16 protein-coding genes and 3 pseudogenes are annotated in these 22,889 nt (G+C 68.2%); 10 read left to right on the top strand and 9 right to left on the bottom strand.

Annotated features, from left to right (window positions below):
- Positions 1-112 precede the first annotated feature (112 nt).
- The 3 genes from AB0C96_RS30685 (at position 113) to AB0C96_RS30675 (ending at position 2,503) form a co-directional block, all read left to right on the top strand.
- Entirely contained in the window at positions 113-703 is a 591-nt protein-coding gene (locus AB0C96_RS30685) for a MarR family winged helix-turn-helix transcriptional regulator (RefSeq protein ID WP_362921845.1), read from the top strand.
- Between the two features lie 259 nt (positions 704-962).
- On the top strand, positions 963-1,436 hold the full coding sequence (locus tag AB0C96_RS30680; protein ID WP_362921843.1) for a carboxymuconolactone decarboxylase family protein: 474 nt from the start codon (positions 963-965) through the stop codon (positions 1,434-1,436).
- A 128-nt stretch (positions 1,437-1,564) separates the two neighbouring features.
- Positions 1,565-2,503: a MerR family transcriptional regulator gene (locus tag AB0C96_RS30675; protein ID WP_362921841.1), complete on the top strand. Its 939-nt coding sequence runs from the start codon at positions 1,565-1,567 to the stop codon at positions 2,501-2,503.
- A 122-nt stretch (positions 2,504-2,625) separates the two neighbouring features.
- On the opposite strand, the gene AB0C96_RS30670 is transcribed toward AB0C96_RS30675, so the two are convergent.
- On the bottom strand, positions 2,626-3,546 hold the full coding sequence (locus AB0C96_RS30670) for a helix-turn-helix transcriptional regulator (RefSeq protein WP_362921839.1): 921 nt from the start codon (positions 3,544-3,546) through the stop codon (positions 2,626-2,628).
- A 273-nt stretch (positions 3,547-3,819) separates the two neighbouring features.
- Here AB0C96_RS30670 and AB0C96_RS30665 point away from each other — a divergent pair, with 273 nt between their 5' ends.
- The 4 genes from AB0C96_RS30665 to AB0C96_RS30650 all read left to right on the top strand — a co-directional run bounded on the left by AB0C96_RS30665 (position 3,820) and on the right by AB0C96_RS30650 (position 10,953).
- Positions 3,820-5,247 (top strand): MFS transporter, encoded by a 1,428-nt coding sequence (locus tag AB0C96_RS30665; RefSeq protein WP_362921895.1) that lies wholly within the window; start codon positions 3,820-3,822, stop codon positions 5,245-5,247.
- A 659-nt stretch (positions 5,248-5,906) separates the two neighbouring features.
- Positions 5,907-8,642 carry a pyruvate, phosphate dikinase gene (gene ppdK / locus AB0C96_RS30660; protein ID WP_362921837.1) on the top strand — a complete coding sequence of 912 codons (2,736 nt, stop codon included), beginning with the start codon at positions 5,907-5,909 and terminating at the stop codon, positions 8,640-8,642.
- 319 nt (positions 8,643-8,961) lie between these two features.
- Positions 8,962-9,477 (top strand): hypothetical protein, encoded by a 516-nt coding sequence (locus AB0C96_RS30655; protein ID WP_362921835.1) that lies wholly within the window; start codon positions 8,962-8,964, stop codon positions 9,475-9,477.
- Positions 9,478-10,107: 630 nt separating this feature from the next.
- The gene (locus tag AB0C96_RS30650) at positions 10,108-10,953 is read left to right on the top strand and encodes a winged helix-turn-helix domain-containing protein (RefSeq protein WP_362921833.1); all 846 of its coding nucleotides are present in this window, start codon (positions 10,108-10,110) and stop codon (positions 10,951-10,953) included.
- 678 nt (positions 10,954-11,631) lie between these two features.
- On the opposite strand, the gene AB0C96_RS30645 is transcribed toward AB0C96_RS30650, so the two are convergent.
- The 4 genes from AB0C96_RS30645 to AB0C96_RS30630 form a co-directional block, all read right to left on the bottom strand.
- Positions 11,632-12,468, bottom strand: coding sequence for a carbohydrate ABC transporter permease (locus tag AB0C96_RS30645; protein ID WP_362921832.1), 837 nt, complete (start codon positions 12,466-12,468; stop codon positions 11,632-11,634).
- Between the two features lie 4 nt (positions 12,469-12,472).
- Entirely contained in the window at positions 12,473-13,393 is a 921-nt protein-coding gene (locus AB0C96_RS30640; RefSeq protein ID WP_362921893.1) for a sugar ABC transporter permease, read from the bottom strand.
- Positions 13,394-13,528: 135 nt separating this feature from the next.
- Positions 13,529-14,794: an extracellular solute-binding protein gene (locus AB0C96_RS30635; RefSeq protein ID WP_362921830.1), complete on the bottom strand. Its 1,266-nt coding sequence runs from the start codon at positions 14,792-14,794 to the stop codon at positions 13,529-13,531.
- A gap of 227 nt (positions 14,795-15,021) precedes the next feature.
- On the bottom strand, positions 15,022-15,705 hold the full coding sequence (locus AB0C96_RS30630) for a hypothetical protein (RefSeq protein ID WP_362921828.1): 684 nt from the start codon (positions 15,703-15,705) through the stop codon (positions 15,022-15,024).
- Between the two features lie 94 nt (positions 15,706-15,799).
- Here AB0C96_RS30630 and AB0C96_RS30625 point away from each other — a divergent pair, with 94 nt between their 5' ends.
- From AB0C96_RS30625 to ltrA, 3 genes and pseudogenes are all read left to right on the top strand, one after another.
- Entirely contained in the window at positions 15,800-15,961 is a 162-nt protein-coding gene (locus AB0C96_RS30625) for a hypothetical protein (RefSeq protein WP_362921826.1), read from the top strand.
- Positions 15,962-16,027: 66 nt separating this feature from the next.
- Positions 16,028-16,438, top strand: a pseudogene (locus AB0C96_RS30620) (PIG-L deacetylase family protein); the annotation flags it as partial.
- A 1,100-nt stretch (positions 16,439-17,538) separates the two neighbouring features.
- Positions 17,539-18,969: a group II intron reverse transcriptase/maturase gene (gene ltrA, locus AB0C96_RS30615; protein ID WP_362921825.1), complete on the top strand. Its 1,431-nt coding sequence runs from the start codon at positions 17,539-17,541 to the stop codon at positions 18,967-18,969.
- Positions 18,970-19,037: 68 nt separating this feature from the next.
- Here the strand turns inward: ltrA and AB0C96_RS30610 are convergent.
- The 4 genes and pseudogenes from AB0C96_RS30610 to AB0C96_RS30595 form a co-directional block, all read right to left on the bottom strand.
- Positions 19,038-19,738: pseudogene (locus AB0C96_RS30610) on the bottom strand (IS5 family transposase); the annotation flags it as partial.
- Positions 19,739-19,998: 260 nt separating this feature from the next.
- Positions 19,999-20,310, bottom strand: a complete 312-nt coding sequence (locus AB0C96_RS30605) for a hypothetical protein (RefSeq protein ID WP_362921824.1) — start codon at positions 20,308-20,310, stop codon at positions 19,999-20,001.
- A 350-nt stretch (positions 20,311-20,660) separates the two neighbouring features.
- Positions 20,661-21,374 (bottom strand): hypothetical protein, encoded by a 714-nt coding sequence (locus AB0C96_RS30600; protein ID WP_362921822.1) that lies wholly within the window; start codon positions 21,372-21,374, stop codon positions 20,661-20,663.
- Positions 21,371-22,889 (bottom strand): annotated as a pseudogene (locus tag AB0C96_RS30595) (hypothetical protein); the annotation flags it as partial. The pseudogene AB0C96_RS30595 and the gene AB0C96_RS30600, both read right to left, overlap by 4 nt.

The raw sequence follows: 22,889 nt of genomic DNA, 5'->3' as shown, positions 1-22,889 counted from the left end.
TCGAGGGACGGATACCGGCCGGCCCCGAGCGCCCCCGTTACCGTTTGAACCCGTACGGGCGGGCGTCCCTGCGGGCCGTGCGTCCACGGAACACGGGTCAGGGAGAGTTGTGGTGAGCGGACGCCGTTCCATCGAGGACACGGAGAAGGCGGTACAGGCCAAGCTCGGTGACCTGCCGGTCCGATATGAGCAGATGACGGCGGTGGCGCACACCTACCGCGCCGCGGCCGCCGTGCGGCAGCACCTGGAGAACTCCGTGCTGCGCGGCGCCGAGCTGACCTGGACGTCGTTCGTCGTGCTGTGGGTGGTGTGGATCTGGGGAGAGCAGGAGACCCGCCGGGTCGCCGAGGAGGCCGGCATCTCCAAGGGCACGCTCACCGGCGTCGTCCGTACCCTCCAGGGCCGAGGTCTGCTGGAGCGCAAGGGGCACCCCACCGACGGCCGGCTCGCCCTGCTCTCGCTCACCCCGGAGGGCGAGCGGCTGATGGTCGGGCTCTTTCCGGAGTTCAACGCCGAAGAGGCCTTCGTCACCGCGGCGTTGAGCGACGACGAGGCGCTCGACCTGGCGGAGCTGCTGCGCCGGATCGTGGTGCAGGTCGAGACCCATGGTGAACAGCGGCGGCTGGAGCTGTTGGACGGCCATGACCCGCGGCCCAGGAGGAGCGGCCGTCGGGCGAAGCACGAGGGGGCGTCCACGCCCTGACGACGAGGGGCGGGGCGCGGTCTCGGAGGCGGTGCGGAACGCCGTCGTGGCTCCCCGCCATGGTGCGGAACGTCGTCGTGCGCCGCCGCCATGGTGCGGAACGTCGTCGTGCCTCCTCGCCATGGTGCGGAAACGTCGTCGTGCGTCCCCTCCGCGGTGCGCTGGTGCGACGCAGGTCACATCCGCGCATGTCACAGTGCGCCGACGTGTTCCGTCCAAGAGGCGTAACCAGCAACAGCGAACGACACGGGAGCGCACCATGCATGCTCGCTTGAACCTCTTCGAGAACCAGGTCGCAGCCAAGTTCGGCAGGCACCTCGTCGCGGCGAGCAAGGTGCTCGCGGATTCGACGCTGCCGGCCGCGACGCAGGAACTGGTGAAGCTCAGGGCCAGCCAGATCAACGGCTGCGGTTTCTGCGTCGACATGCACACGAAGGACGCCGCGCACGCCGGGGAGACCTCGACCCGCCTGAACCTGGTCGCGGCCTGGCGGGAGGCCACGGTGTTCACCGACGCCGAGCGCGCCGCCCTGGAACTGGCGGAGCAGGGCACCCGCATCGCGGACGCGGCCGGCGGGGTCACGGACGAGGCCTGGGCGAATGCCGCCAAGCACTACGACGAGGACCAGCTCGCGGCCCTGGTGTCCGTCATCGCCCTGATCAACGCCTTCAACCGCGGGAACGTCATGATCCAGCAGCCCGCCGGCGACTACCAGCCCGGCCAGTTCGGATAACGAGGCATCGCCGGCCGGTGCCGCCGGCGCCCTCGGACACCACCGGCAGCGCACGCCCCGGGCACCACCAGCCGCCGCCCGGGGCGCAGACTTGAGTCTCCCGCAGGGGGAGACACGAAGGTGGGGGCATGGACGGCGGCACCCTTTACTCGATCGGTGAACTGGCCCGGCGCACCGGTCTGACGGTCAAGACGATCCGGTTCTACTCGGACCGCGGCATCGTGACGCCGGCCGACCGCACCCCCGCCGGATACCGCCGTTACGGCCCGGATGCCGTTGCCCGTCTGGCCCTCGTGCGGACGCTGCGCGAGCTCGGCCTCGGCCTCGACGCGATCCGGCGGGTCACGGATCAGCAGCTCACGCTCGGCGAAGTCGCCGCGGAGCATGCCGCCGCCCTGAACGTACAGATCGGCATCCTGCGTCTGCGGCGAGCGGTGCTGATCACCGCGGCCGGGCGCGAGCCCACCATTGAGGAGATGGAACGCATGCATCGGTTGGCCACCTTGTCCGAAGCCGAGAGGCGCCGCTTGATCGAGGACTTCCTCGACGTCGTCTTCGAGGGACGCCACGGCGACTTCGACCATGCCGCGGCCCGGCGTTCCCTGACCCCCGAACTGCCCCACAGCCCCACTGAGGAACAGGTCGCAGCCTGGGTGCAGCTGGCGGAGCTGTCCCTGGACCCGGACTTCCGCGCCGGTGTGCGGAGCATGGTCGACGACCATGTGGCCGATCGGCCCGACGGAGCCACCGTGCCGCCGCGCCCGGACGTGGTGGCCGTCACCCGCGAACTCGTGGGAGCGGCCGTGGCCTCCGGCACCAGCCCCGACTCGCCGCAGGCCGATCCCGTTGTCGCGACGCTCACCGCAGGGTGTGCGCTCGCGGTCGGCCGCCCCGACGACGGCGAACTGCACGACTGGCTGTCGCACCGCCTGGAGGCCGCGAACGATCCCCGCTGGGACCGGTACGTCGGCCTGCTCGCCGTGATCAACGGCTGGCCGGCCCCGGAACCCCTGGCGCCGGTGATCGACTGGTCCGTCACGGCCCTGAGGACGCGGACGGCCCGATGACGCAACTGGGTCCGGGACCGGCAACGGGGACGGGAGGCGGAGGACCGCTTCGCGTTCGCCGTCGTGGAGCCCGAAGCCGAGGCGGGCACCGCGGAAGCGGGCCATGACCCGGCGGACAGACCCTAGTCCGTCCGCGGGCCCGCCCCGTCGGCCACCAGTCCGGCTGCGCCGATCTCCCGGTAGCGGTCGAGGAGTTCGCCGATGGTCCGGGCCGCGTAATCATCGGCGGGGGTGTAGACCCACATCTTGGCGTCGGGGACGGTGGTGGTGGTGAAGCCGGTGGCGGTGATCGTGACCGTACGGCCGTCGACCGTGCGGAATCCCTTGCGGTGGGTGGCCGGAGCGGACACCTCGTGCCGGGCCCACATGTCCGCGAAGACCGGACTGGCGTCGGAGAGCCGACGGATATACGCACGCCAGCGCGGGTCGTTCAATCGCCGTCCGAATTCGGCCCGCAAATGACCGACCATGAAAGACACCTCGCGTTCCCAGTCGACCAGCGGTTGGCTCTCCTCGTCCGCGGTGAAGAGCCGCCACAGCACGTTCCGGTCCGCCGGCGGGAGCAGCACCATACGGGGATCGAGCGCCGCATAGGCGTCATTGAATACGAGGACGTCGTAGTCCGCGGTCACCACGCTCGCCGGTAGCGGACTGAGCGAATCCAGAATGGTCTTCAGGGCCGCCGCCTCGGGCGGCAGCGACTCCCGTGCCGGGGCGCAGGACAGGGCGCCGGGGACGTCGGCGAGCCGGTGCAAGTGCTCGCGCTCGGCCGGATCGAGCAGCAGGGCGCGCGCGATGGCGTCGAGCACCTGCACGCTCGGGTTGATCGCCCGGCCCTGTTCGAGCCAGGTGTACCAGGCCACGCCGACCCCGGCGCGCTGGGCGACCTCCTCGCGGCGCAGCCCCGGGGTGCGCCGCCGCGGACCACCGGGCAGGCCGACGTCCTCCGGTGCGATGCGCTCCCGGCGGAGCCGCAGGAACCTGGCGAGTTCACCGCGCCGGGAGGCCGCGGCGGTGGTGGGGCGGGTGGTGAGGGCGGACACCGCACCATCATGCGGGACGCCGTGACCGCCTGCCAGATACCACCGGTACCAGGATCACCGGATCTCTGGTACCCGAATGGCGACGCCTTGATCATCGCTGTCATGAGCGAGTCGACCTCTCAGCGGGAAACGCACGCCACCGCACCCGGAAAAGGCACCCCCGGACAAGCCCCCAGGCAAATCCCCGGGCAATCTCCCAGACAATCCCCCGGACAAGCTCCCGAACAATCTCCCAGGCAATCCCCCGGGCGAAATCGACCGCCCCACAACGGGATTCTCCTCGTCATCCTCGGCGCGGTCTTCATGGCACTGCTCGACGCCACCGTCGTGAATGTCGCCACCCCGACGATCCGGACCGACCTGAACACCACCGGTTCCGCGCTCCAACTGATCGTCTCCGGCTACACGATCTCCTACGCCGCGCTCTTGATCACGGGCGCCCGGCTCGGTGCCCGCCATGGATTCCGCACCGTCTTCCTGCTCGGTCTCGCCCTCTTCACCCTGGCCTCGTTCGGCTGCGGCCTGGCACCCGGTGCGGGCACGCTGATCGGTGCGCGGGTGGTGCAGGGGCTCGGCGCGGGGCTGATGGTCCCGCAGGTCTACAGCCTGATCCAGCTCACCTTCGAAGGGCGGGCCAGGGCCCGTGCGTTGAGCCTGTACGCGACGGTGATCGCGGTCGCCGTGGTGGTCGGCCAGGTCGCCGGCGGGCTGCTGGTCAGCGCCGACCTCCTCGGCACCGGCTGGCGTCCGGTCTTCCTGATCAACGTGCCGGTGGGGCTGGCGCTGCTCGCGGCCGCGGTCCGGCTGCTGCCCCGCGAGGCGCCCCGGGTGGCCAAGGGCCTGGACCTGCCCGGCCTGGCCACGCTGACCGCCGCGCTGCTGCTGCTCGTGGTGCCGCTGGTCCTGGGCCATGAACGGCACTGGCCGCGGTGGACGGTGCTCTGCCTGGCCGCGGCGGCCCCGATGTTCGCGGTCTTCGTCCTCGTCGAGCGGGCGGTCGCGCGCCGTGGCGGAGCGCCGCTCGTCCCCGGCCGGGTGCTGCGCTCGCCGGACCTGGTGTGCGGGGCCGCCGCCCTCTTCTTCGTCATGGCCGGGTACGCCGGCTTCCTCTTCTCCTTCTCCCAGCACCTCCAGGCGGGGCTCGGCGAGTCCGCCACCCGCGCCGGGCTGACCTTCGCGCCGCTCGCCCTCGGCGTCGCCACCGGCAGCCTCACCTGGCAGAAGCTGCCCGCCCGTTGGCAGCTGTGGATGATCGTCGCGGCCTGCACCCTCGCCGCGGCCGGGTACCTCGGACTCGGTCTCACCCTGCGCACGGGCGGCCAGGGCGGTCTCCTCCTGCCGGTGCTGCAACTGGTGTGGGGCCTCGGCCTCGGGTACACCACCAGCCCGCTGCTGACCCTCGCACTGTCCGGAATCGCCCCGGCGGACGCCCCGGACGCCAGCGGGGTGGCCACCACCGTTCCGCAGATCGCCCAGGTGGTCGGCGTCGCCGCGTACGGCAGCGTCTTCCTCTCGCTCGCCGGCGACACCGGGGCCGCCGGAGCGCAGACCGCGGCCGTGTCGGGCGAGGCCCTGCACACCACCGCGCTGCCGGTTGCCGCCGGCACGCTGCTCGGTGCGCTGGCGATCGTCCCGCTGCTGCGCCGGCGTGGTGCCGGGGCTCTCGCGGCCACGGCCCGCAACGCCGCCGGTGAAGCCTGAGCCCACACGGTTCCTTACGACGTCCGGACGAACGGCTTGTGGTGACGGCCGAGCGGTATACGAACCCGGACGTGGCGGCGGAGTTCCTGCCGGCCGAGAACTATGGCCTGATCCTGACACTCGGCGCCCCCGGAGGTCCTGCGGCCCCGGTTCGAGCACGGCGGAGCGGCGATCGCGGCCGAGGTGGGCGCCGACCCCGTGCAGCGGGTGGCCGAATTGCGCGCAGAACTGCCGGTTGTTCGGGCGCGGGCGTATGAGTTGGCCGATGCATTCCTTGATCGGGTAGCGAGCGGCGGGTCCAAATGATGGGACCACGGCACACATGAGCGCGTGATTCTCGCCACCCCTGATAGGGGGTGCGCTCAGATGAGCGAGTTGCGCCGGGCTCCACCTCTCCAAGAGGTGGCACCCGGTGCCACCCTTCATCTGTTCGAGTGATCAATGAATCCATCACGCTGAGTAGCTATTCTCTTCACTCCGACTGCGTAACGGAGTGATGCATTCAGGTAATGAACTCTCCTCTGAGTGTGTGATCACTTTCGATCTGCTGGCGGACGCCTGGTTACGCACGCATGTCGACCGAGTGGACGTACCCATACGCCTTCGATCTGGGTATGTTCCTCGCCGTCAGGGCAGCCCGTCGGCGAGGAGTCAGTGCCGTGTCGGAAACACAAGATCCCCACGTAACCCAGCCTTCGTCCGCGAAGTTCGTCTACGACTTCACCGAGGGCAACAAAGACCTGAAGGACCTCCTGGGCGGCAAGGGTGCAAACCTCGCCGAGATGACCAACCTGGGACTTCCCGTCCCTCCGGGCTTCACGATCACCACCGAAGCCTGCAAGGTCTACCTGGAGAGCGGCGCCGAGCCTGCGGCACTCCGTGCCGAGGTCACCGAGCACCTCAACGCCCTTGAGCAGAAGATGGGCAAGAAGCTCGGTCAGGCCGATGACCCGCTGCTCGTATCGGTGCGTTCCGGTGCAAAGTTCTCCATGCCCGGCATGATGGACACCGTCCTCAACATCGGCCTCTCCGATGCGTCGGTTTCCGGCCTCGCCGCGCAGGCCGGCGATGAGCGGTTCGCCTGGGACTCCTACCGCCGCCTCATCCAGATGTTCGGCAAGACCGTGCTGGGCGTCGACGGCGAGCTCTTCGAGGACGCGCTGGAGGAGGCCAAGCGGGCCAAGGGCGTCCGCGTCGACGTCGACCTGGACGCCGAGGACCTCAAGGGCCTGGTTGCGCACTTCAAGGACGTCGTCGCCAAGGAGACCGGCCGCGACTTCCCGCAGGACCCGCGCGAGCAGATGGACCTCGCCGTGCGCGCGGTCTTCGACTCGTGGAACACCGACCGGGCCAAGCTGTACCGCCGTCAGGAGCGCATCCCCGGCGACCTCGGCACGGCCGTCAACGTCTGCTCCATGGTCTTCGGCAACCTCGGCCCCGACTCCGGCACCGGCGTCGCCTTCACCCGCGACCCCGCCAGCGGCCACCAGGGCGTCTACGGCGACTACCTCCAGAACGCGCAGGGCGAGGACGTCGTCGCCGGTATCCGCAACACGGTCCCGCTCGCGGACCTGGAGCAGATCGACAAGGCGTCGTACGACCAGCTGATGCAGATCATGGAGACGCTCGAAACGCACTACAAGGACCTGTGCGACATCGAGTTCACCATCGAGCGCGGCAAGCTGTGGATGCTCCAGACCCGGGTCGGCAAGCGCACCGCCGGTGCCGCCTTCCGGATCGCCACCCAGCTCGTCGACCAGGGCCTGATCGACGAGGCCGAGGCCCTCCAGCGGGTCAACGGCGCGCAGCTGGCCCAGCTGATGTTCCCCCGCTTCGACCTGAGCGCGAAGTCCGACCTGATCGGCCGCGGTATCGCCGCCTCCCCGGGCGCGGCGGTCGGCAAGGCCGTCTTCGACTCGTACACCGCCGTCAAGTGGTCGCGCTCCGGCGAGAAGGTCATCCTGATCCGCCGGGAGACCAACCCCGACGACCTCAACGGCATGATCGCTGCCGAGGGCATCCTCACCTCCCGCGGCGGCAAGACCTCGCACGCCGCCGTCGTCGCCCGCGGCATGGGCAAGACCTGTGTCTGCGGCGCCGAGGAGCTGGAGGTCGACACCAAGTCCCGCCGGATGACGACCAGCGACGGCATCGTCATCGAGGAGGGCGACGTCGTCTCCATCGACGGCTCCACCGGCAAGGTCTACGCCGGCGAGGTGCCGGTCGTGCCGTCCCCGGTCGTGGAGTACTTCGAGGGCCGGATGCATGCCGGCGCCGACGACGCGGACGAGCTGGTCCAGGCCGTCCACCGGATCATGGCGTACGCGGACCGGGTGCGCCGGCTGCGCGTCCGGGCCAACGCCGACAACGCCGAGGACGCCGCCCGCGCCCGCCGGTTCGGCGCCCAGGGCATCGGCCTGTGCCGCACCGAGCACATGTTCCTCGGTGAGCGTCGCGAGATGGTCGAGCGCCTCATCCTGGCCGACACCGACGCCGACCGGGAGGCCGCGCTCACCGAGCTGCTGCCGCTCCAGAAGGCCGACTTCATCGAGCTGTTCGAGTCGATGGACGGCCTGCCGGTGACCGTACGGCTGCTGGACCCGCCGCTGCACGAGTTCCTGCCCGACATCACCGACCTGTCGGTGCGCGTCGCGCTCGCCGAGGCCCGCCACGAGAAGCACGAGAACGACCTCCGGCTGCTCCAGGCCGTGCACAAGCTGCACGAGCAGAACCCGATGCTGGGTCTGCGCGGCGTCCGCCTCGGCCTGGTCATCCCCGGCCTGTTCGCCATGCAGGTGCGGGCGATCGCCGAGGCCGCCGCCGAGCGCAAGAACGCCAACGGCGACCCGCGCGCGGAGATCATGATTCCGCTGGTGGGCACCGTCCAGGAGCTGGAGATCGTCCGCGAGGAGGCCGAGCAGGTCATCGCCGAGGTCGAGCGGACGTACGACGTCAGCCTCGGGCTCACCCTCGGCACCATGATCGAGCTGCCCCGCGCCGCCCTCACGGCCGGTCAGATCGCCGAGTCGGCCGACTTCTTCTCCTTCGGCACCAACGACCTCACGCAGACGGTCTGGGGCTTCTCCCGGGACGACGTCGAGGCCAGCTTCTTCACCGCGTACCTGGAGAAGGGCATCTTCGGCGTCAGCCCGTTCGAGACCATCGACAAGGACGGTGTGGGCTCGCTGGTCCGCAACGCCGCCGCGGCCGGCCGGGCCACCCGCCCGGACCTCAAGCTCGGCGTCTGCGGTGAGCACGGCGGCGACCCGGAGTCCGTCCACTTCTTCCACGAGGTGGGCCTGGACTACGTCTCCTGCTCCCCGTTCCGCATCCCGGTCGCGCGACTGGAGGCGGGCCGGGCGGCGGCCGAGTCGAAGGGCAGCGACAGCCGCTGATCCACCGGGCACCGCGGGCGCCGAGTGCGTCCGTGGTGCCCAGAAACCACCGGAAGCCGGCGGTAGGGCACCCCAAAACCCTCATCCGCCTGGCCGTCGGCTCCGGAACCCCGACGAGGGCGGCACCTGTGCGGAGGTGCCGCCCTCGCTGCTGTGGGCTGCGGGGTCCTGCGGTCATCCGGCGTGTGGGTCAAGCGGGGCGGCGCCGGTTCGCGACGGCGCGTCACTGAGTGGGTGCGGGATATTTCCTATTAACCTCTCGTAACCGTATGAGGTCGATCAACTACTGATCGCATCCACGCAATCCACCGGAGATGAAATGCGCAAGCTTCGTAAGGCTGCCGTCGTGGCCGCCGTCCTCGGCAGCGTCGGCCTTCTCGGCGCCGCCGGCGCCCACGCCGACGGCAGGGCAGGGGGTCGTGACTACGACCGTCAGGAGACCAGTCGCGACTACGACCGGCAGCAGCCGAGCCGTGAGTACGACCGGCAGCAGCCGAGCCGCGACTACGACAGACAGGCGTCGAGCCGGGACTACGACCGCCAGGAGCCCCGACGCGACTACGACCGCCAGCAGATGAGCCGCGACGCGTCCGACCGCCAGCAGGTGAGCCTCAGCCACTACGACCGGCAGCAGGGCAGCGGCGAAGCGCGGGACCGCCAGAGCACCTCGTGCCGGGCGGACGACAAGATCGTCGACGCCTACGGCCAGGTCGGGTTCGCGAACGGCACGGGGGGCAATGCGGACGGCGGCAAGGGTGACTCGGGCACGCAGATCACCACGATCGGCTCGTCGATGAACTGCAGCAACAGCATCGACAACAGCGTCGAGAAGTAGTGCAGTTGGGTCCCGGCGCCCGATCCGGAGGGACGGCGCCGGGGCCTGTTCTCGTCCTGCGGACCGTCGGCAATGCACCAGGGGCTCCTCGGCAGGCGAGCTCCCGGCCCGCCGCGCCGAGCCCATCGATTCGGCGTCTGTGCAGGTCAACCCTACGAGGGCGGCACCTGTGCGGAGGTGCCGCCCTCGCTTTCTCCGGACTCCCCCCTCGGGAGTTGCCGCCACCCCGGTCGGCGCGGGAAGGCGGCCTTCGACGGGGCTGCCGAGCGGCCGGCTGTTTGCCCATCACCCCCCACGGGATCGAGCAATCCGTGCCGTTCGCGCCGCCGTCGAATTGAGTACAAGCATTCCCGCCGGCCGCCCACCGGCGCGAGCACTTTCAAGTCTGGCCAAAAGGGCATGGTGACCGCACGTGTTGGCGTGCATACTCAGGCGTGCCGGGGGCCGACTGAGGAAACCAGAGGTGGGGGTTCGGTGTTACGCGTCCATTTCAGTGGACTCGATCTGGCCCGTGTGCGCATTGCGGCGCGCCCTGACGCACTGTGGGAGACGGTCTTAAGCTTTCATCGACTACGCGACAGACGTGACGATTCGGCGTTCGGCAAATGGCGATCGGAAACGCGCGGAAAGTTGAATGGCGAAGCGCGGCTGCTGGCGCCGCTGGTGCCCACCCGCGGCTATTTCCCCGACTTCTTGACGCCGGCCGAAGGGCTGCTCGGGATGGCGGATGCGCTCGGCGCACTGCGCGAGACGCCCGCCACCCGGCTGCACGAGGAGCTCTCCCGGCTCTCCACGGCCACCCGCCCGCTCCCGTCGTGGATGCGGGCGATGGCCGAGGGCGACACCCGCGCACTGGGCCGTCTCGCCGATGTGCTCCAGCGCTACTACGAGGTGGCGGTCGCCCCGTACTGGTCGCGCGTCCAGGGCCGGATCGAGGCCGACCGGGCCGCCCGCGGCCGGGCCCTGCTCGACGGCGGCGCCGACCGGCTGCTCGCCTCGCTGCCGCCGATGATGCGCTGGCGCCCGCCGGTCCTGGAGGCCGACTACCCGGTCGAGCGCGACCTGCATCTGGGCGGCCGGGGCCTGTTGCTGCTGCCGTCGTACTTCTGCCGCCGCACCCCGGTCACCTTCCACAACCCCGACCTGACGCCCGTCCTGGTCTACCCCGTGGAGCACCCGGCACCGCGGCTCACCTCGCACGTCCCGGCGGCGCGTTCCCTCGGCCGGCTCGTCGGGCAGACCCGCTCCGCGATACTCCAGACCATCGGCGTCGGCTGCACCACCAGCGAACTCGCCCGCCGCGCGGACGTCTCGCTGGCCTCCGCGAGCCAGCACGCGACCGTCCTGCGGGACGCCGGTCTGCTCAACACCCTGCGCCAGGGCAACGCCGTGCTGCACACCCTCACCCCGCTCGGCGCGGCGCTGCTGCGCGGGGCGCGCCCGGCGGAGGAGGCGGCGTACGAGCGGCTGGTGTGACCTCGTGTGTGGGTCGGATGCGGGACGGCGGGACGGCGGGGCGGAGGTGGGCAGGCGGGCACCGGGCGGTAAGCGCAGCGCCCGCCTGGCACCCGTCCGGCGCCCGTCCGGCACCCTTCCGGCGCACGCTCTTCGGGCGGCGGTGCGCCCCGGGGTGCTCGGCGGGCGGGAACTCCGCCTGGAATGGGGACAGTTGGGGCGGCGTGCAGGAGTGGGAGAACCCCGGGGATAGGCGTGCGCCGCCCGCGATCCGTCGTCCCGGGCCCTGATTTTCGAAGGCAAATTGTCGTATGCTGCTGCCATATCGGCTCACGTGGCGTCCCCGCCGGCGGGCGGCCCCTCGCGTAGCGGCAACACCGCACCGAGCGTGGGCCGTTCCCGGAGGGTGCTGTCCGTGCGCCATACGCTCTCGAACGTAGGCGCCCCGCCGCCCCGCTTGGTAAACCGAACGACATCCTCCGAATCCCCCTCGGCCAGCAGCGGTGCGGTCTCCAACTACCTTTAATTTCCGACGAATTCACATGGTGACCCGGGAGTCAGCTGCTGCCCGCGGAAGAACGGCAGCTTCCGCTCCGGCAGCGCCACCCGTCGGTGTCGCCTGCGCGCGGCTCCGCCTCACGGACGTCCAGGTGCGTGCTCATGCCACGCACCGCACCCGGTACGTCACCCGCCCGCGCCTCAGTCGTCGATCCCGCTGCGCTCCACCCCCGCGACGATGTACCGCTGGAGCAGCAGGAAGACCACCACCAGCGGGGCGATGGACACCGCCGCGGCCACGAACAGCTCGTGCAGGTTGAGGTTCTGCGCGGTGGTGAACGTCGACAGGGCGACTTGCACCGTCCAGGCCTCCTGGTCCTGCCCGATGACCAGCGGCCACAGGAACGCGTTCCACGCGCCGATGAAGACGATCGTCCCGACGGCGGCGAACACCGGCCGGGAGTTGGGGACGACGATCCGCCAGTACGTCCGCCAGTACCCGAGCCCATCCACCCGCGCCGCATCCTCCAACTCCCTGGGGAAGCCGAGGAAGTACTGCCGGAAGACGAAGCAGGCGAAGGCGCTGAACAGCGTGGGAATGATCAGCCCGCGCAGCGTGGAGATCCACCCCAGCGTCGACACCAGCACAAAGCTCGGCACGAACGTCACCGCCGCCGGCACCATCAGCGTGCCCAGGATCGCGTAGAAGACGACATTGGCGTACCGGTACGGAATCCGCGCCAGGCCGTACCCCGCGAGCGAGGCCAGCACGACCGTGCCGACCGTCGTCGACACCGCGATCAGTGTGGAGTTGAGCATCGCCCGCCCCATGGGCAGGTTCGGGTCCTGGAAGACCTCGGTCAGATTCGACCACTGGAGCTCATGCGGGAAGAACGTCCACTCCGGCGCCGTGATGTCCTGCTCGGTCGCCAGCCCGTTCCGCACCAGCAGGTAGAACGGCACCAGGAAGAGCAGCGCCAGGGCGACCAGCACCACCACCCGCAACGCCCGGCCCGCACGCGTCAACGCATCCTGCATCCGGTCAGTCCTCTCCCTTGCGACCGAGTCCGAACCAGCGGGCCTGCACCACCGTCGCCAGCGCGATGATCAGCGCCAGGATCACCGCACCCGCGCTTCCCAGCCCGAGGTTCTGGTCCCGCCCCAGCGCCGTGTAGTAGAGGTAGACCAACGGCGGCCGGGCGTACGGCGGATAGCCGCGGGCATCGCTCAGCAGGTTGTAGAACTCGTCGAACGCCTGGAACGCATTGATCACCAGAAGCAGCACCACGGCCACCGAGGTGGCACGCAGCTGCGGGAAGGTGATGTGCCGGAAGGTCTGCCAGCCGGGCCGCGCCCCGTCCACCGCGGCCGCCTCGTACAGCTGCGGTGAGATCCGTTGCAGCCCGGCCAGGAAGAGGATCATGTAGAACCCGGCCTGTAGCCACAGCCGTACGGTCACGATGACCAGCCAGTACCAGGGCGGATCGGTGGTCGACAGCCAGGCGGTCTGATCCGCCCCGAACCAGCCGAGCACCGTGTTCGCCAGTCCGAACCGCACCCCGTTGAAGATCGACAGCTTCCAGATCACCGCGGCGACGACGTACGAGCAGGCCGTGGGCAGGAAGAACACCGACCGGAAGAACGCCCGGGCGAAGCGCAGCCGGTTGACCATCAGCGCCAGCGACAGCGCCAGCACGTATGTGGCCGGCACGATGAACGCCGTGAACAGCAGGAACGCGCCCAGGCTGCTCAGGAACGCCTCGTCGCGCAGCATCGTGCCGTAGTTGCCGAGCCCGACGAAGTCCGAGCCGGTCGGACTCACCGTGTTGTGCGCATCGAAGAAGCTGAGGTACACGCTCCACGCCAGCGGCACATACGTGAACAGCCCCAGCCCGATCGCGAACGGCCCGACGAACACCCAGAACCACAGGTTCCGCCGCTGCGGCCCGAGCACCCGGGCCACCGTTGACCGGGGCGACGGGGTGCCGGGGGAGGGGGCCGTGCGGGAGCCGTCGGCGGGGCCGCCGGAGGTGGCGCGGGAGGCGGCACTGGCGGGGGCGCCGGAGGTGGCGCGCGGTCCTGTCACGTCGTCGCCCCCCTACGCGGCCTTCTTCTTCACCCGCTGGAGCTCGGCGTGCACCTTCCGCACCACGCCCTTCAGTTCGCTCTCCGGGTTGGCCCCGTCCTTGATGATCCGGCTCAGGGCGTCCTGATAGGCGGTACGGTCCGCGGTCGTCCACAGCAGCGGCTCCGCATACCCGTGCTCCGTCGCGAACCGCACCGCATCCGCCGCCGCACCCTGCTGGAGCTGCTTGGCCTTCTTCGCCAGCGAGATCCGCGCCGGAATGTGGAATCCGTACGACAGCGCGAAGTCCTGCTGGAAGTCCGTCCGGTCCACCCACAACCACGCCGCGAACGCCTTCGCCTCCGCCCGGCGCCTGCTCCGCGCACTGACCGCGGAACCGTACGCCCCCACCGGAACGGACGGCTTGCCGCCGGACCCGTCCCTGGGGAACGGCAGCACTCCGAAGTCGTCCCCCAGCGCCTTCTCGATCTGCGGCAGCGCCCACAGCCCCGACCACTGCATCGCGGTCAGCCCCTGGATGAACGCGGCCGGATCGGACCAGTCCGTGGGCGCACCCAGCAGCAACGACTTGTCCGCGTACAACTGCCGGATCTTCCCCAGCGCCCGGGCCGCCGCCGGGTCGTCGAACCCGACCTTCCCGTCCTCGCCGATCAGGCTGAGCCCCGCGGCGAACAACGGCGTCCCGCCGAGCACCCCCACGCCACCGTCGTTCCCGAGGAACAGCCCCTTGGTCTTCTTCGTGGTGAGCTTCCCGGCCGCGTCCACCAGCTCGTCGAGGGTCCGCGGCGGCGTCACCCCCGCGTCCTTCAGCGCGCTCTTCCGGTAGTAGAGCAGCTGCATGTCGATGACCTGCGGGATGCCCCAGATCTTGTCCTGCCAGATCTTGGGCGCCAACACGGCCTGGTTGAAGTCGTCCTTCACCGGCTCGACCTCGGCGGTCAGATCGACCACCTGACCACTCTGGATCTGGTCCAGTAGGGGCCCGTTGACCTCGAACACATCCGGCCCCGAGTCCGTCAGCAACGCGGCCGCCGTCTGCCGGTCGTAGTCCCCGGGCCGCCACTGCACGGTGACCCGGGCCTTCTCGTACGCCGCGGCGTACCGCTTCACGGCCCGCTCGGTACCCGGCTCCCCGTACTGGTGGTACCACTGGCTGATCCCCGGCCCCGAACCACCGCCGCCCCGCCCGGTGTTGGACCCGCACGCCGTGGCGAGCGCAGCCCCGAGCGCCGCTCCCCCCGCGCCCATCAGCAGCCGCCGTCTGTCGATCCCCGCCATGACCCGTCACCCCCTGAGCTCGTCACTCGTTCTCCGATGCCGTTCATCGATGCCGTTCTCCGATGCCGTGCTCCGAAGCCGTCCATCGAAGCCGTCCATCGAAGCCGTCCATCGAGTCGTTAACCGGCATCGTTCATCGAGTCGTTCACCGGCGTCGTCCTCCGAAGTGGATCACCGATATGCGACCCTCCACTCTGCCGCACGACCGTGAAGCGCACATTGCATCCCTACGAACCGGTCACCTGACTGGCCGTCAGTGCCTCCACGGCCTTCTCCACCGCTTCCTCCCACGCATACGGATACCCCTCCACATACATCTCCTGAGAAAGCCCCGGCCCCACTGCAACATCCGGCACCGAGACTCTGATTCCCCTCCCCTCCACCGTGAGGAGGTACGTCACCCAGGAGTCACCGCCCGCATCGACATCGGAGTTGACGTCCGCATCCCGCAGCGGAAGCCCCCGTTCGACCAGTTCGGCCACCAGCCGATCCCTGTTCGACCAGATCGTGCGCCGCGCCTCGTCGAACGTGGAGAGTTCGTCCACCAGGTCACCCCAGGCGTACGGCACCCCGTTGTGCACCAACTCCCAACCGCCGTCCGCCCCAGCCCCCTTCACCACCTCCAGTGGCACACCGGGCATCACCAGATCGCCCTCGTACCCCTGCGGACACTCGAAGGAGAACTGGATGCACCCGGGCCACTCGTCGTCCGCGTACCCGCCGTCGAGATCCGCCCACGGCTCCTCACAACCGCGCTCGGCAAGCTCGGCCACGAACGCCGCCATGTTCGTCCGCGCGCACGCCGCGACCTGGTCTTCATCGGCGAGGATCTCCGCGACGCGATCGCGAGCATGCTCCCCGTCGCTCCGGCAGCCAACGCCGCGACTCTCGTCGTCACTCTCAGTCGTCATACGGCAATTGTGACGCGCCCCACTGACATTCACGCCTGTCCCGCGTCCCCCCCCCGTTATGCGTCATGTCCTTCGAGGTCCGGCGAGAGGAAGAGTGCCGCTGGCCTCCGGGCCCGGCATGGTGGCCGGTGAGAGTGCGGGAGCGCTGATCGCCACGATGCACAGCCAACTGGCCGGTCAGGACGTCGCGGACTGGCAGGCGGTCCTGACGGCGGTGCAGCGCCTCGACCGGGTAGGCGTCGGCCCGGTGGGCTAGGGCCTGTCCGGCGAATCATCTGTGGTTGAGGCCTCTGACGGATGGCGAGTGGTTCAGGATGGACCCATGGCAACCGTTGTGGCTTTCCCCGCGCACCCCGACGACGAGGTATTGCATACCGGGGGCACGCTTGCGCGCGCCGCCGCCCACGGCCATCGCACGGTGATAGTGGTCGCCACTGACGGCCTGATGGATGCCGTCCCCAAGGACGGCGAGGCGCCGCGTCTGGTGGAAATGAGGGCGAGTGCGACCGTGCTCGGCGTGGCCCGTGTCGCGCACCTGGGGTACGCCAACAGCGGCCACGGCAAGGACCTCTACCCGGATCCGCCGGACCGGGCGCGCTTCGTGAGGGCGGAAACGGAGGAGGCCGCCGAACAACTCGCGGCGATCCTGCGCGAGGAGAATGCAGACGTGCTACTCATCCACGACGCCAACGGCGGTTACGGCCACCGCGACCACGTCAAGGCGCATCGTGTGGGCAAGCGTGCCGCCGAACTGGCCGGCGTGCCCCGGGTGCTGGAAGCGACGATGCCGCGCGAAGTCGTCAGCCGCCTGGTGAGGTTGGTACGTCTGCTGAGGCTCCCCTTCCGCTACGACCCCGAGGTGCTTCGCATCGCGTACAGCCCGCGCGAAGCCATCACGCACACGGTTGATGTGCGACGGTTTGCCGCACAAAAGCAAGCGGCCCTTGCCGCCCACCGCTCCCAGCTAACCGGACCCGGCCGGAGCTCCCCGGTCTTCAGGGCACTGGTCAGACTCCCGTCCCCTGTCTTCGGGTTGCTGCTCGGCCGGGAGTGGTTCGTCGAGGCTGCTGCTGCGCCCACTTCCCAGGTGACCGCCGACATCTTCCAGCCAGCCTCTTGGCTCAACTCGCCTCCCCAGGCGCGGACGGATCACACCCGGAGCCACAATCGGATCGCTGCGACAGTGACGGTGCCATGGAAGACATAGGCCCGTTTGCCGTAGCGGGTGGGTGCGCCACGAGGCGCCATGGAATCGAGTGAGGTGAGAGACCTTCACCACCGGGTTGTCGTAGCAATCCGGTTGAAGCTGGGGGCAGTTCGGCTCGGGGGATGCCGAGCCGAGCGGTAAGCAGCCCCGACAACGCCGGGACGGGTTGGTACTGCCAGACGACCCGGGTCCGGCTAGCGAGACAGGAAGGTGCACGCGAGAAATCAGTGCCTGACGCCCCGTAATTACGACACCGGCTCGAACCTGGCGGATCTGGGCCGGACGCAGTGCACGACCACCAGTGCTCGTCGGTGGTCGACTCCGAAGCCGACTCTACTCATCGGTGGGGAGGCCACGCCGAAAGTCTGCGGCGTAAGCGTGGCGATGCTGCCGGGGTAGAGCTGGGCACCTCACCTGTCGATCGATTTCGCGGTGAACGTGGGAACTGTCCGCGGTTGCCCTTATATCGGACATCCAGTCCGATCGGGGGCAGGCCCATCGCCGGCTGATGGCCGTCGGGCAGGACGGAGGCTCCGTAGTACTCCGAGGCAGGGAAAGCCGGTCACATGGGGAAGGGGGTCAGCAAGTCAGCAGTAAGGAGACTGGAATGCCAGGGGCTGTCGCCGGTGAATACCGACGAGCTGGAATGGGCCTTGATGAAGGCCGAACGCCGGGTACTGGAGATCCAGACCAAGCTGCACCGTTGGGCTGCCGATGATTCTCATCGCAGGTTCGACGACCTGTTCAACCTCGTGGCCGATCCCGCCTTCCTGTTGGTGGCGTGGGACCGTGTCCGGGGAAACAAGGGTGCCCGCACGGCCGGAGTGGATGGGAAGACCGCCCGCTCCATCGAAGCCGGGCAGGGAGTCGAGGCGTTTCTCGACAAGCTGCGGACGCAGATCAGAGACCGCAGCTTCCATCCGGTTCCTGTCCGCGAGCGGATGATTCCCAAGGCGAATGGCAAGTTTCGTCGTCTCGGGATTCCGACTGTGGCGGACCGAGTGGTCCAGGCATCCTTGAAACTGGTGCTGGAGCCGGTATTCGAAGCGGATTTCCTCCCGTGTTCCTATGGGTTCCGCCCGAACCGCCGAGCCCACGATGCGATCGCCGAGACTCGCTACCTCGCCAGCCACGGATACGAGTGGGTGGTGGAGGGCGACATCACGGCATGCTTCGACGAGATCGCGCACCCGGCCCTCATGGAGCGGGTGCGGAATCGAGTCGGGGACAAGCGGGTGTTGTCCTTGGTGAAGGCGTTCTTGAAGTCCGGGATCCTGTCCCGTGACGGAGTCTTCACGGACACACGCACCGGGACCCCGCAGGGCGGGATCCTATCGCCGCTGCTGGCCAACATCGCACTCTCGGTCCTGGACGAGCACATCGCCCAGGGCCTCGGAGGACCAGATGGCACCTCCGAGGATCGGCGCAGGAGACGGCGCCGAGGATTGCCCAACTACCGGCTGGTCCGGTATGCGGACGACTTCCTCGTACTCGTCTTCGGGCGCCGTGAGCATGCCGAGGAGCTACGCGACGAGGTCGCAGAGGCATTGAAGCCAATGGGCCTTCGCCTGTCGGTGGAGAAGACAAAGATCACGCACATTGACGAGGGCCTTGACTTTCTTGGATGGCGCATCCAGCGTCACCGGAAACTTGGCACTGATCGGCAGTATATTTACACCTACCCGGCACGGAAATCAGTACGTTCCGCCACGGGCAAGGTGAAGGAACTGACCGGACGGCAGAACGTCGGCTTGTCGCTGGAGTCCTTGCTTCACCGACTGAACTCGGTGTTGCGAGGATGGTGCGCGTATTTCCGTCCCGGAGTTTCGAACGTGGCTTTCTGTTACCTCAGCCACTACGCGTGGATGAGGGTGACACGATGGATCCGACGCAAGCACCCCGGGATCACTTGGAAGCAGCTCCGTCGACGCTATTACGGCGGCGGCTGGTGGCCCGTCACAGAGGAAGCGGAACTGTTCAACCCGGCAAAGGTAAGCACGACCAGATACCGATACCGGGGAAAGTGCATTCCGGCTCCATGGCCCACTACGGCATGAGGAACTGAACACCCCGGAACGGGATTTGTGGAGAGCCCGGTGCCCGGAGACGGGCACGCCGCGGCGGAGCCGCGGGCCAGGCGGTGGCGGATCTGGTCCTTCTTCTCCAGGATGCTGTGCGGAATCTGGCGTCTACGCAGGTAGGAGCGTATCCGGCGAGAGGAGTACGCCTTATCTGCGCTGATCGCGTCGGGCCGAGCGCGGGGGCGCCCACCGCCCTGGCGGGGCACGCGGATTCGCTCGACGACGGCCTCGAAGACGGTACCGTCGTGGGTCTGTCCCGGGGTGACGAGTACGGCCAGCGGGCGCAGCCCGCCCTCGCAGGCCAGGTGAATTTTGCTGGTCAGGCCGCCACGCGAGCGCCCGAGTCCCGCATCCTCACGGTGCTGGACCGGGACCCCTTTTTTGGAGCGCCCGCCGGAGCGGTCTTGCGAGCGCCGACAGCATGCTGATGGGCGCGACAGGAAGTGGAATCCACGCCGACCTGGCTCCAGTCCAGCCGCCCTTCGGCGTCTGCATCGCCCTGGATCGCCCCAAGTATTCGATCCCAGGTACCGTCCGCCGACCAGCGCCGGTGGCGATCGTGGACGGTCTTCCATTTCCCGAAACGCGCAGGAAGATCGCGCCATGGCACCCCCGTCCGCTCCCGAAAGTAGATCCCGTTGACCACCTTGCGGTGGCTCTGCCACTGCCCGCCACGCTTGCCGTTCTTTGGCAGGTACGGCTCCAGCCGAGCCCACTCCACCGCGTTCAGATCGCCACGCCCCATAGCCACCTAAACGATCAAGGGCGGGGCGCTGTTCCGAGATCCACTGGCGATTCGTCGGACACGCCCTACTAGTGCGCGTGGCGTCGTTCGAAGGGGACAGCTCGCTGTGATTCTTCGCCCGGCATCTGAGGTGACACCAGAGCGCAGCGCCCGGCGCGCTGGCCGGAGCTCGATTCCGGTCAGCGCGTTCGGGTCACTCGATCTCCGGCCCCGCCCCGGGCGACAGTGGGCCTGACGCGGCGGACGGCAGGAGGTGCGTGCTACGCGTTCGATCCGCGTTGAGAGCGGTACAGGGCGATGGCCGATTCGGTGGGCAGGTTGGGGACGGTGACCGTTTCTCCGGTGTCCTTCGCCACGATGATCTTGGCGCCGCCGGGCGGGGTGGGCTGCGGCTGGCCCGATGCGTCGGTGGGGCGCGGGAACGTGGCGTACACCAGGTAGCCGATGTCGAATTCGTGGACGTGCATGGGCGCCGGAGAACCGTCCACCAGCTTGGGCTGGGCGTAGCGGCTCAGGACGATGGCTAGGGCTTCTTCGGGGGTGGTGGGGGGCGAGGGAGCGTCCTGTGACATAGCCGATGTCTCCTGATCAGTGAGAGGTATACGTGGGGAACGCATCCACCCGTTCATTGCTGACCAGGTGGATGGGCGCGGCAGGGAAGGAGATAGTGAACGTCATGGCTAGATGGCCCCTTTGTGGGCTGGCGCCACGTTCACGGAAAGGTGCTTCTGAAGGTCAAGGACCGCCTCGAGGAGTGTATGGCCTGCCATTCTTTGGATTTCCTTCCCCGCCTCAATGGGTCCCAGCTGGCCATCACGGTGCCACCCGTGACATCTGTGCCACTCATCGACGGCTGCACCTTGACCAGTTCGAGCCGAACCCCATCGCGTACTTTGCCTTCATTGGGTCAATTCGGAGCGCTTCACTCCAGTTCCCATCCGCTTTCCAGGAGGGCTTCGATTCTGTTGTCGATTTCAGGCCTTCCCATGCCACCCGGGGCCCAGATTGACCAATAAGTGGAGAAATCGAAAACGAGCTCACCTGGATTTCTATGGAGCCGATACTCGAACGGCGCATGGACGACGGATGCCCCAATCGGCCCGTAAATCCAGCCCGCATCGTCGCGCGTCTCGACAGGGTGATTGACGACTCCCCTGGTGACCTCAAGCTGAATCACATCAGGGTCTTCTCTGGGGTAGTCGTCGGGTAGCCGAGCCATTGACGCATTGAACTGAATATCCTGCCAGCCAACGGAAAGCTCGCTTGTATCGTTCGGGGGCTCGGTGAGGAGTCCCTGGATGAAGTTGACAGCGGCATTCTCGCTGATTTCGCCGATGGCGGTCACTTGCTCGTTCCGTAGGCGTGGCTCCGCGGTCACCCTCTCCGGGAGGGGGGAGCGGCGCAGCATCCCGGATTCCCGCGGTGGAGTCGGTGAATCGACCGGCAGGTCGAACTCCGTTTCCCAGTAGGCGGTCGTTACTTCCATGGAAAGTGGGATGCAGAGATCGTGTGACATCTTGAATGCCGCGGACAAGGCCAGCCTTGCGAATTGAGCGTGATCAACGCTCAGGTCTTCCACGTCCTTCACCAGGCGGATGGACGATCCCGGGAAGTCAAGAATTCTGGCATCGGTCATCGGATCCGCTCCCATGAAGTACCGTTGTGCACATATTCTGCCAATACGCCCAAATCTGGGTCTGAGCAAATTATGCGGTCCAGCTTACTGGCGTCAGGTGTCTTGTTCAAATTGTCCAGGATGTCGTCGAACAGATTCCTCTCCCGAATCAGGGTGCCATCAGGCCGGCTGAGTTTCACCGAGCCATCCGGACCCCGCTCGGTGGTGAGGCCCTTCTTGGACTTTATCTCCGCCTTCACCTTGAGGTAGATGCTGACATCGCGTGGTCGCGGAAGTGGGAATCCGTGCGCTTCTCGCTTATTAATTTTATCGAACCCGTGCGCAACGGCGTTCCTGATGTCGCCTGGCTTCTCGATCTCCCTCTCGACAGTGGTGACTTCCACTCGGCGATTTATTGGACCGTTAGGTTCGGCGAGTCCGAGGTCGAATTCCGCCAGTGCCTCGTTGTTCGGTGAGACCGGAGCATTCAGCTCCAATGCGGTGTGCAGGACATGGTCTGGGTTCTCCTCAAGGAGCCTCCTCGCCTCGCGCATCTCGTTGAGGGTCTGCTCGAATTCCACATCGGCCTTCTTCTCGTGGAATTGCAGCCAGGAATCCAGGTCGAGAACCCTCGCGGCGGTCGGGCCGAGTATGTCCTCGGCCTGATTGCGGCGTTCGGCAAGGCTCGACCGCTCTTCGGACGTGTCCTCCGGGACGCCACTCGGCTCCTCGGGCGCATGGTGGTCGTCATCGTCGTGGTGTTGCGCGTCCAGTGCGTGCTGGTCGGCGGGATGATCTGAGGTGGGAGCGACGGCACCGTCATTCGGAGTAGTTGGGGGCGGGGAACTGACGGAAGATTCCGCGGCCTCGCCCTCCTGATGCGGTGCTTGTGTGGCGGCCTCGCCCTTGGAATCGTCAGATGTCTCGACGCTGGGCTTGCCGTAGATCAGAGGGTTGCTGTCATGGCTCAGTGCTTTGGCGAGGTACTGCGAAATGCTCGTGCTGGGCTTTTTGGGCGTGCTTTCGCTGTCGCCCGGGGTGGGCGACTCCGAGTGATCGGTGGGCGCATGCTCCGGCCCCGTCGTGTCGACCTGATCGGCCGGCGTGTGCTCCGGCTCGGTGGGGGCGTGGTCGGTCGGCGACTCGTCCGACGGGTGATCGGCCGGATCGCTGGTCGAGTTGTCGGCCGAGTCGTTGGTCGCGTCGTCAGTCGGGGTGTCGGGGTGGGGAGCGGTCGAGTCGTGGTCGGCCGGGGTCTCGGTGTGTGGGGCCTCGGCGTGCGGGGTCTCGCTGTGCGGAGTGGGGGTGTCCTCGGGCTTGGCGTCTGAGTGTTCGGTGGGGGTGCTATCGGGCTCGGGCTTGGCTTCTTCGGTGGGGGTGTTGTCGGGCTTGTTGTCTGTCTGTTCGGTGGGGGTGTTGTCGGGCTTGTTCTCGGGCTTGTCCGAGGGGGTGTCTTCGGGCTTTGCTACGGCGTGATCGGCGTGTAGTGGCTGCCGGTCGGGTCCGAGGGGGATGTGCCAGACGTGTTCCGCCTGC

It is taken from the genome of Streptomyces sp. NPDC048506, assembly GCF_040651315.1.
Lineage (GTDB): Bacteria > Actinomycetota > Actinomycetes > Streptomycetales > Streptomycetaceae > Streptomyces.
This window is presented reverse-complemented; position numbering and strand designations above follow the sequence as displayed.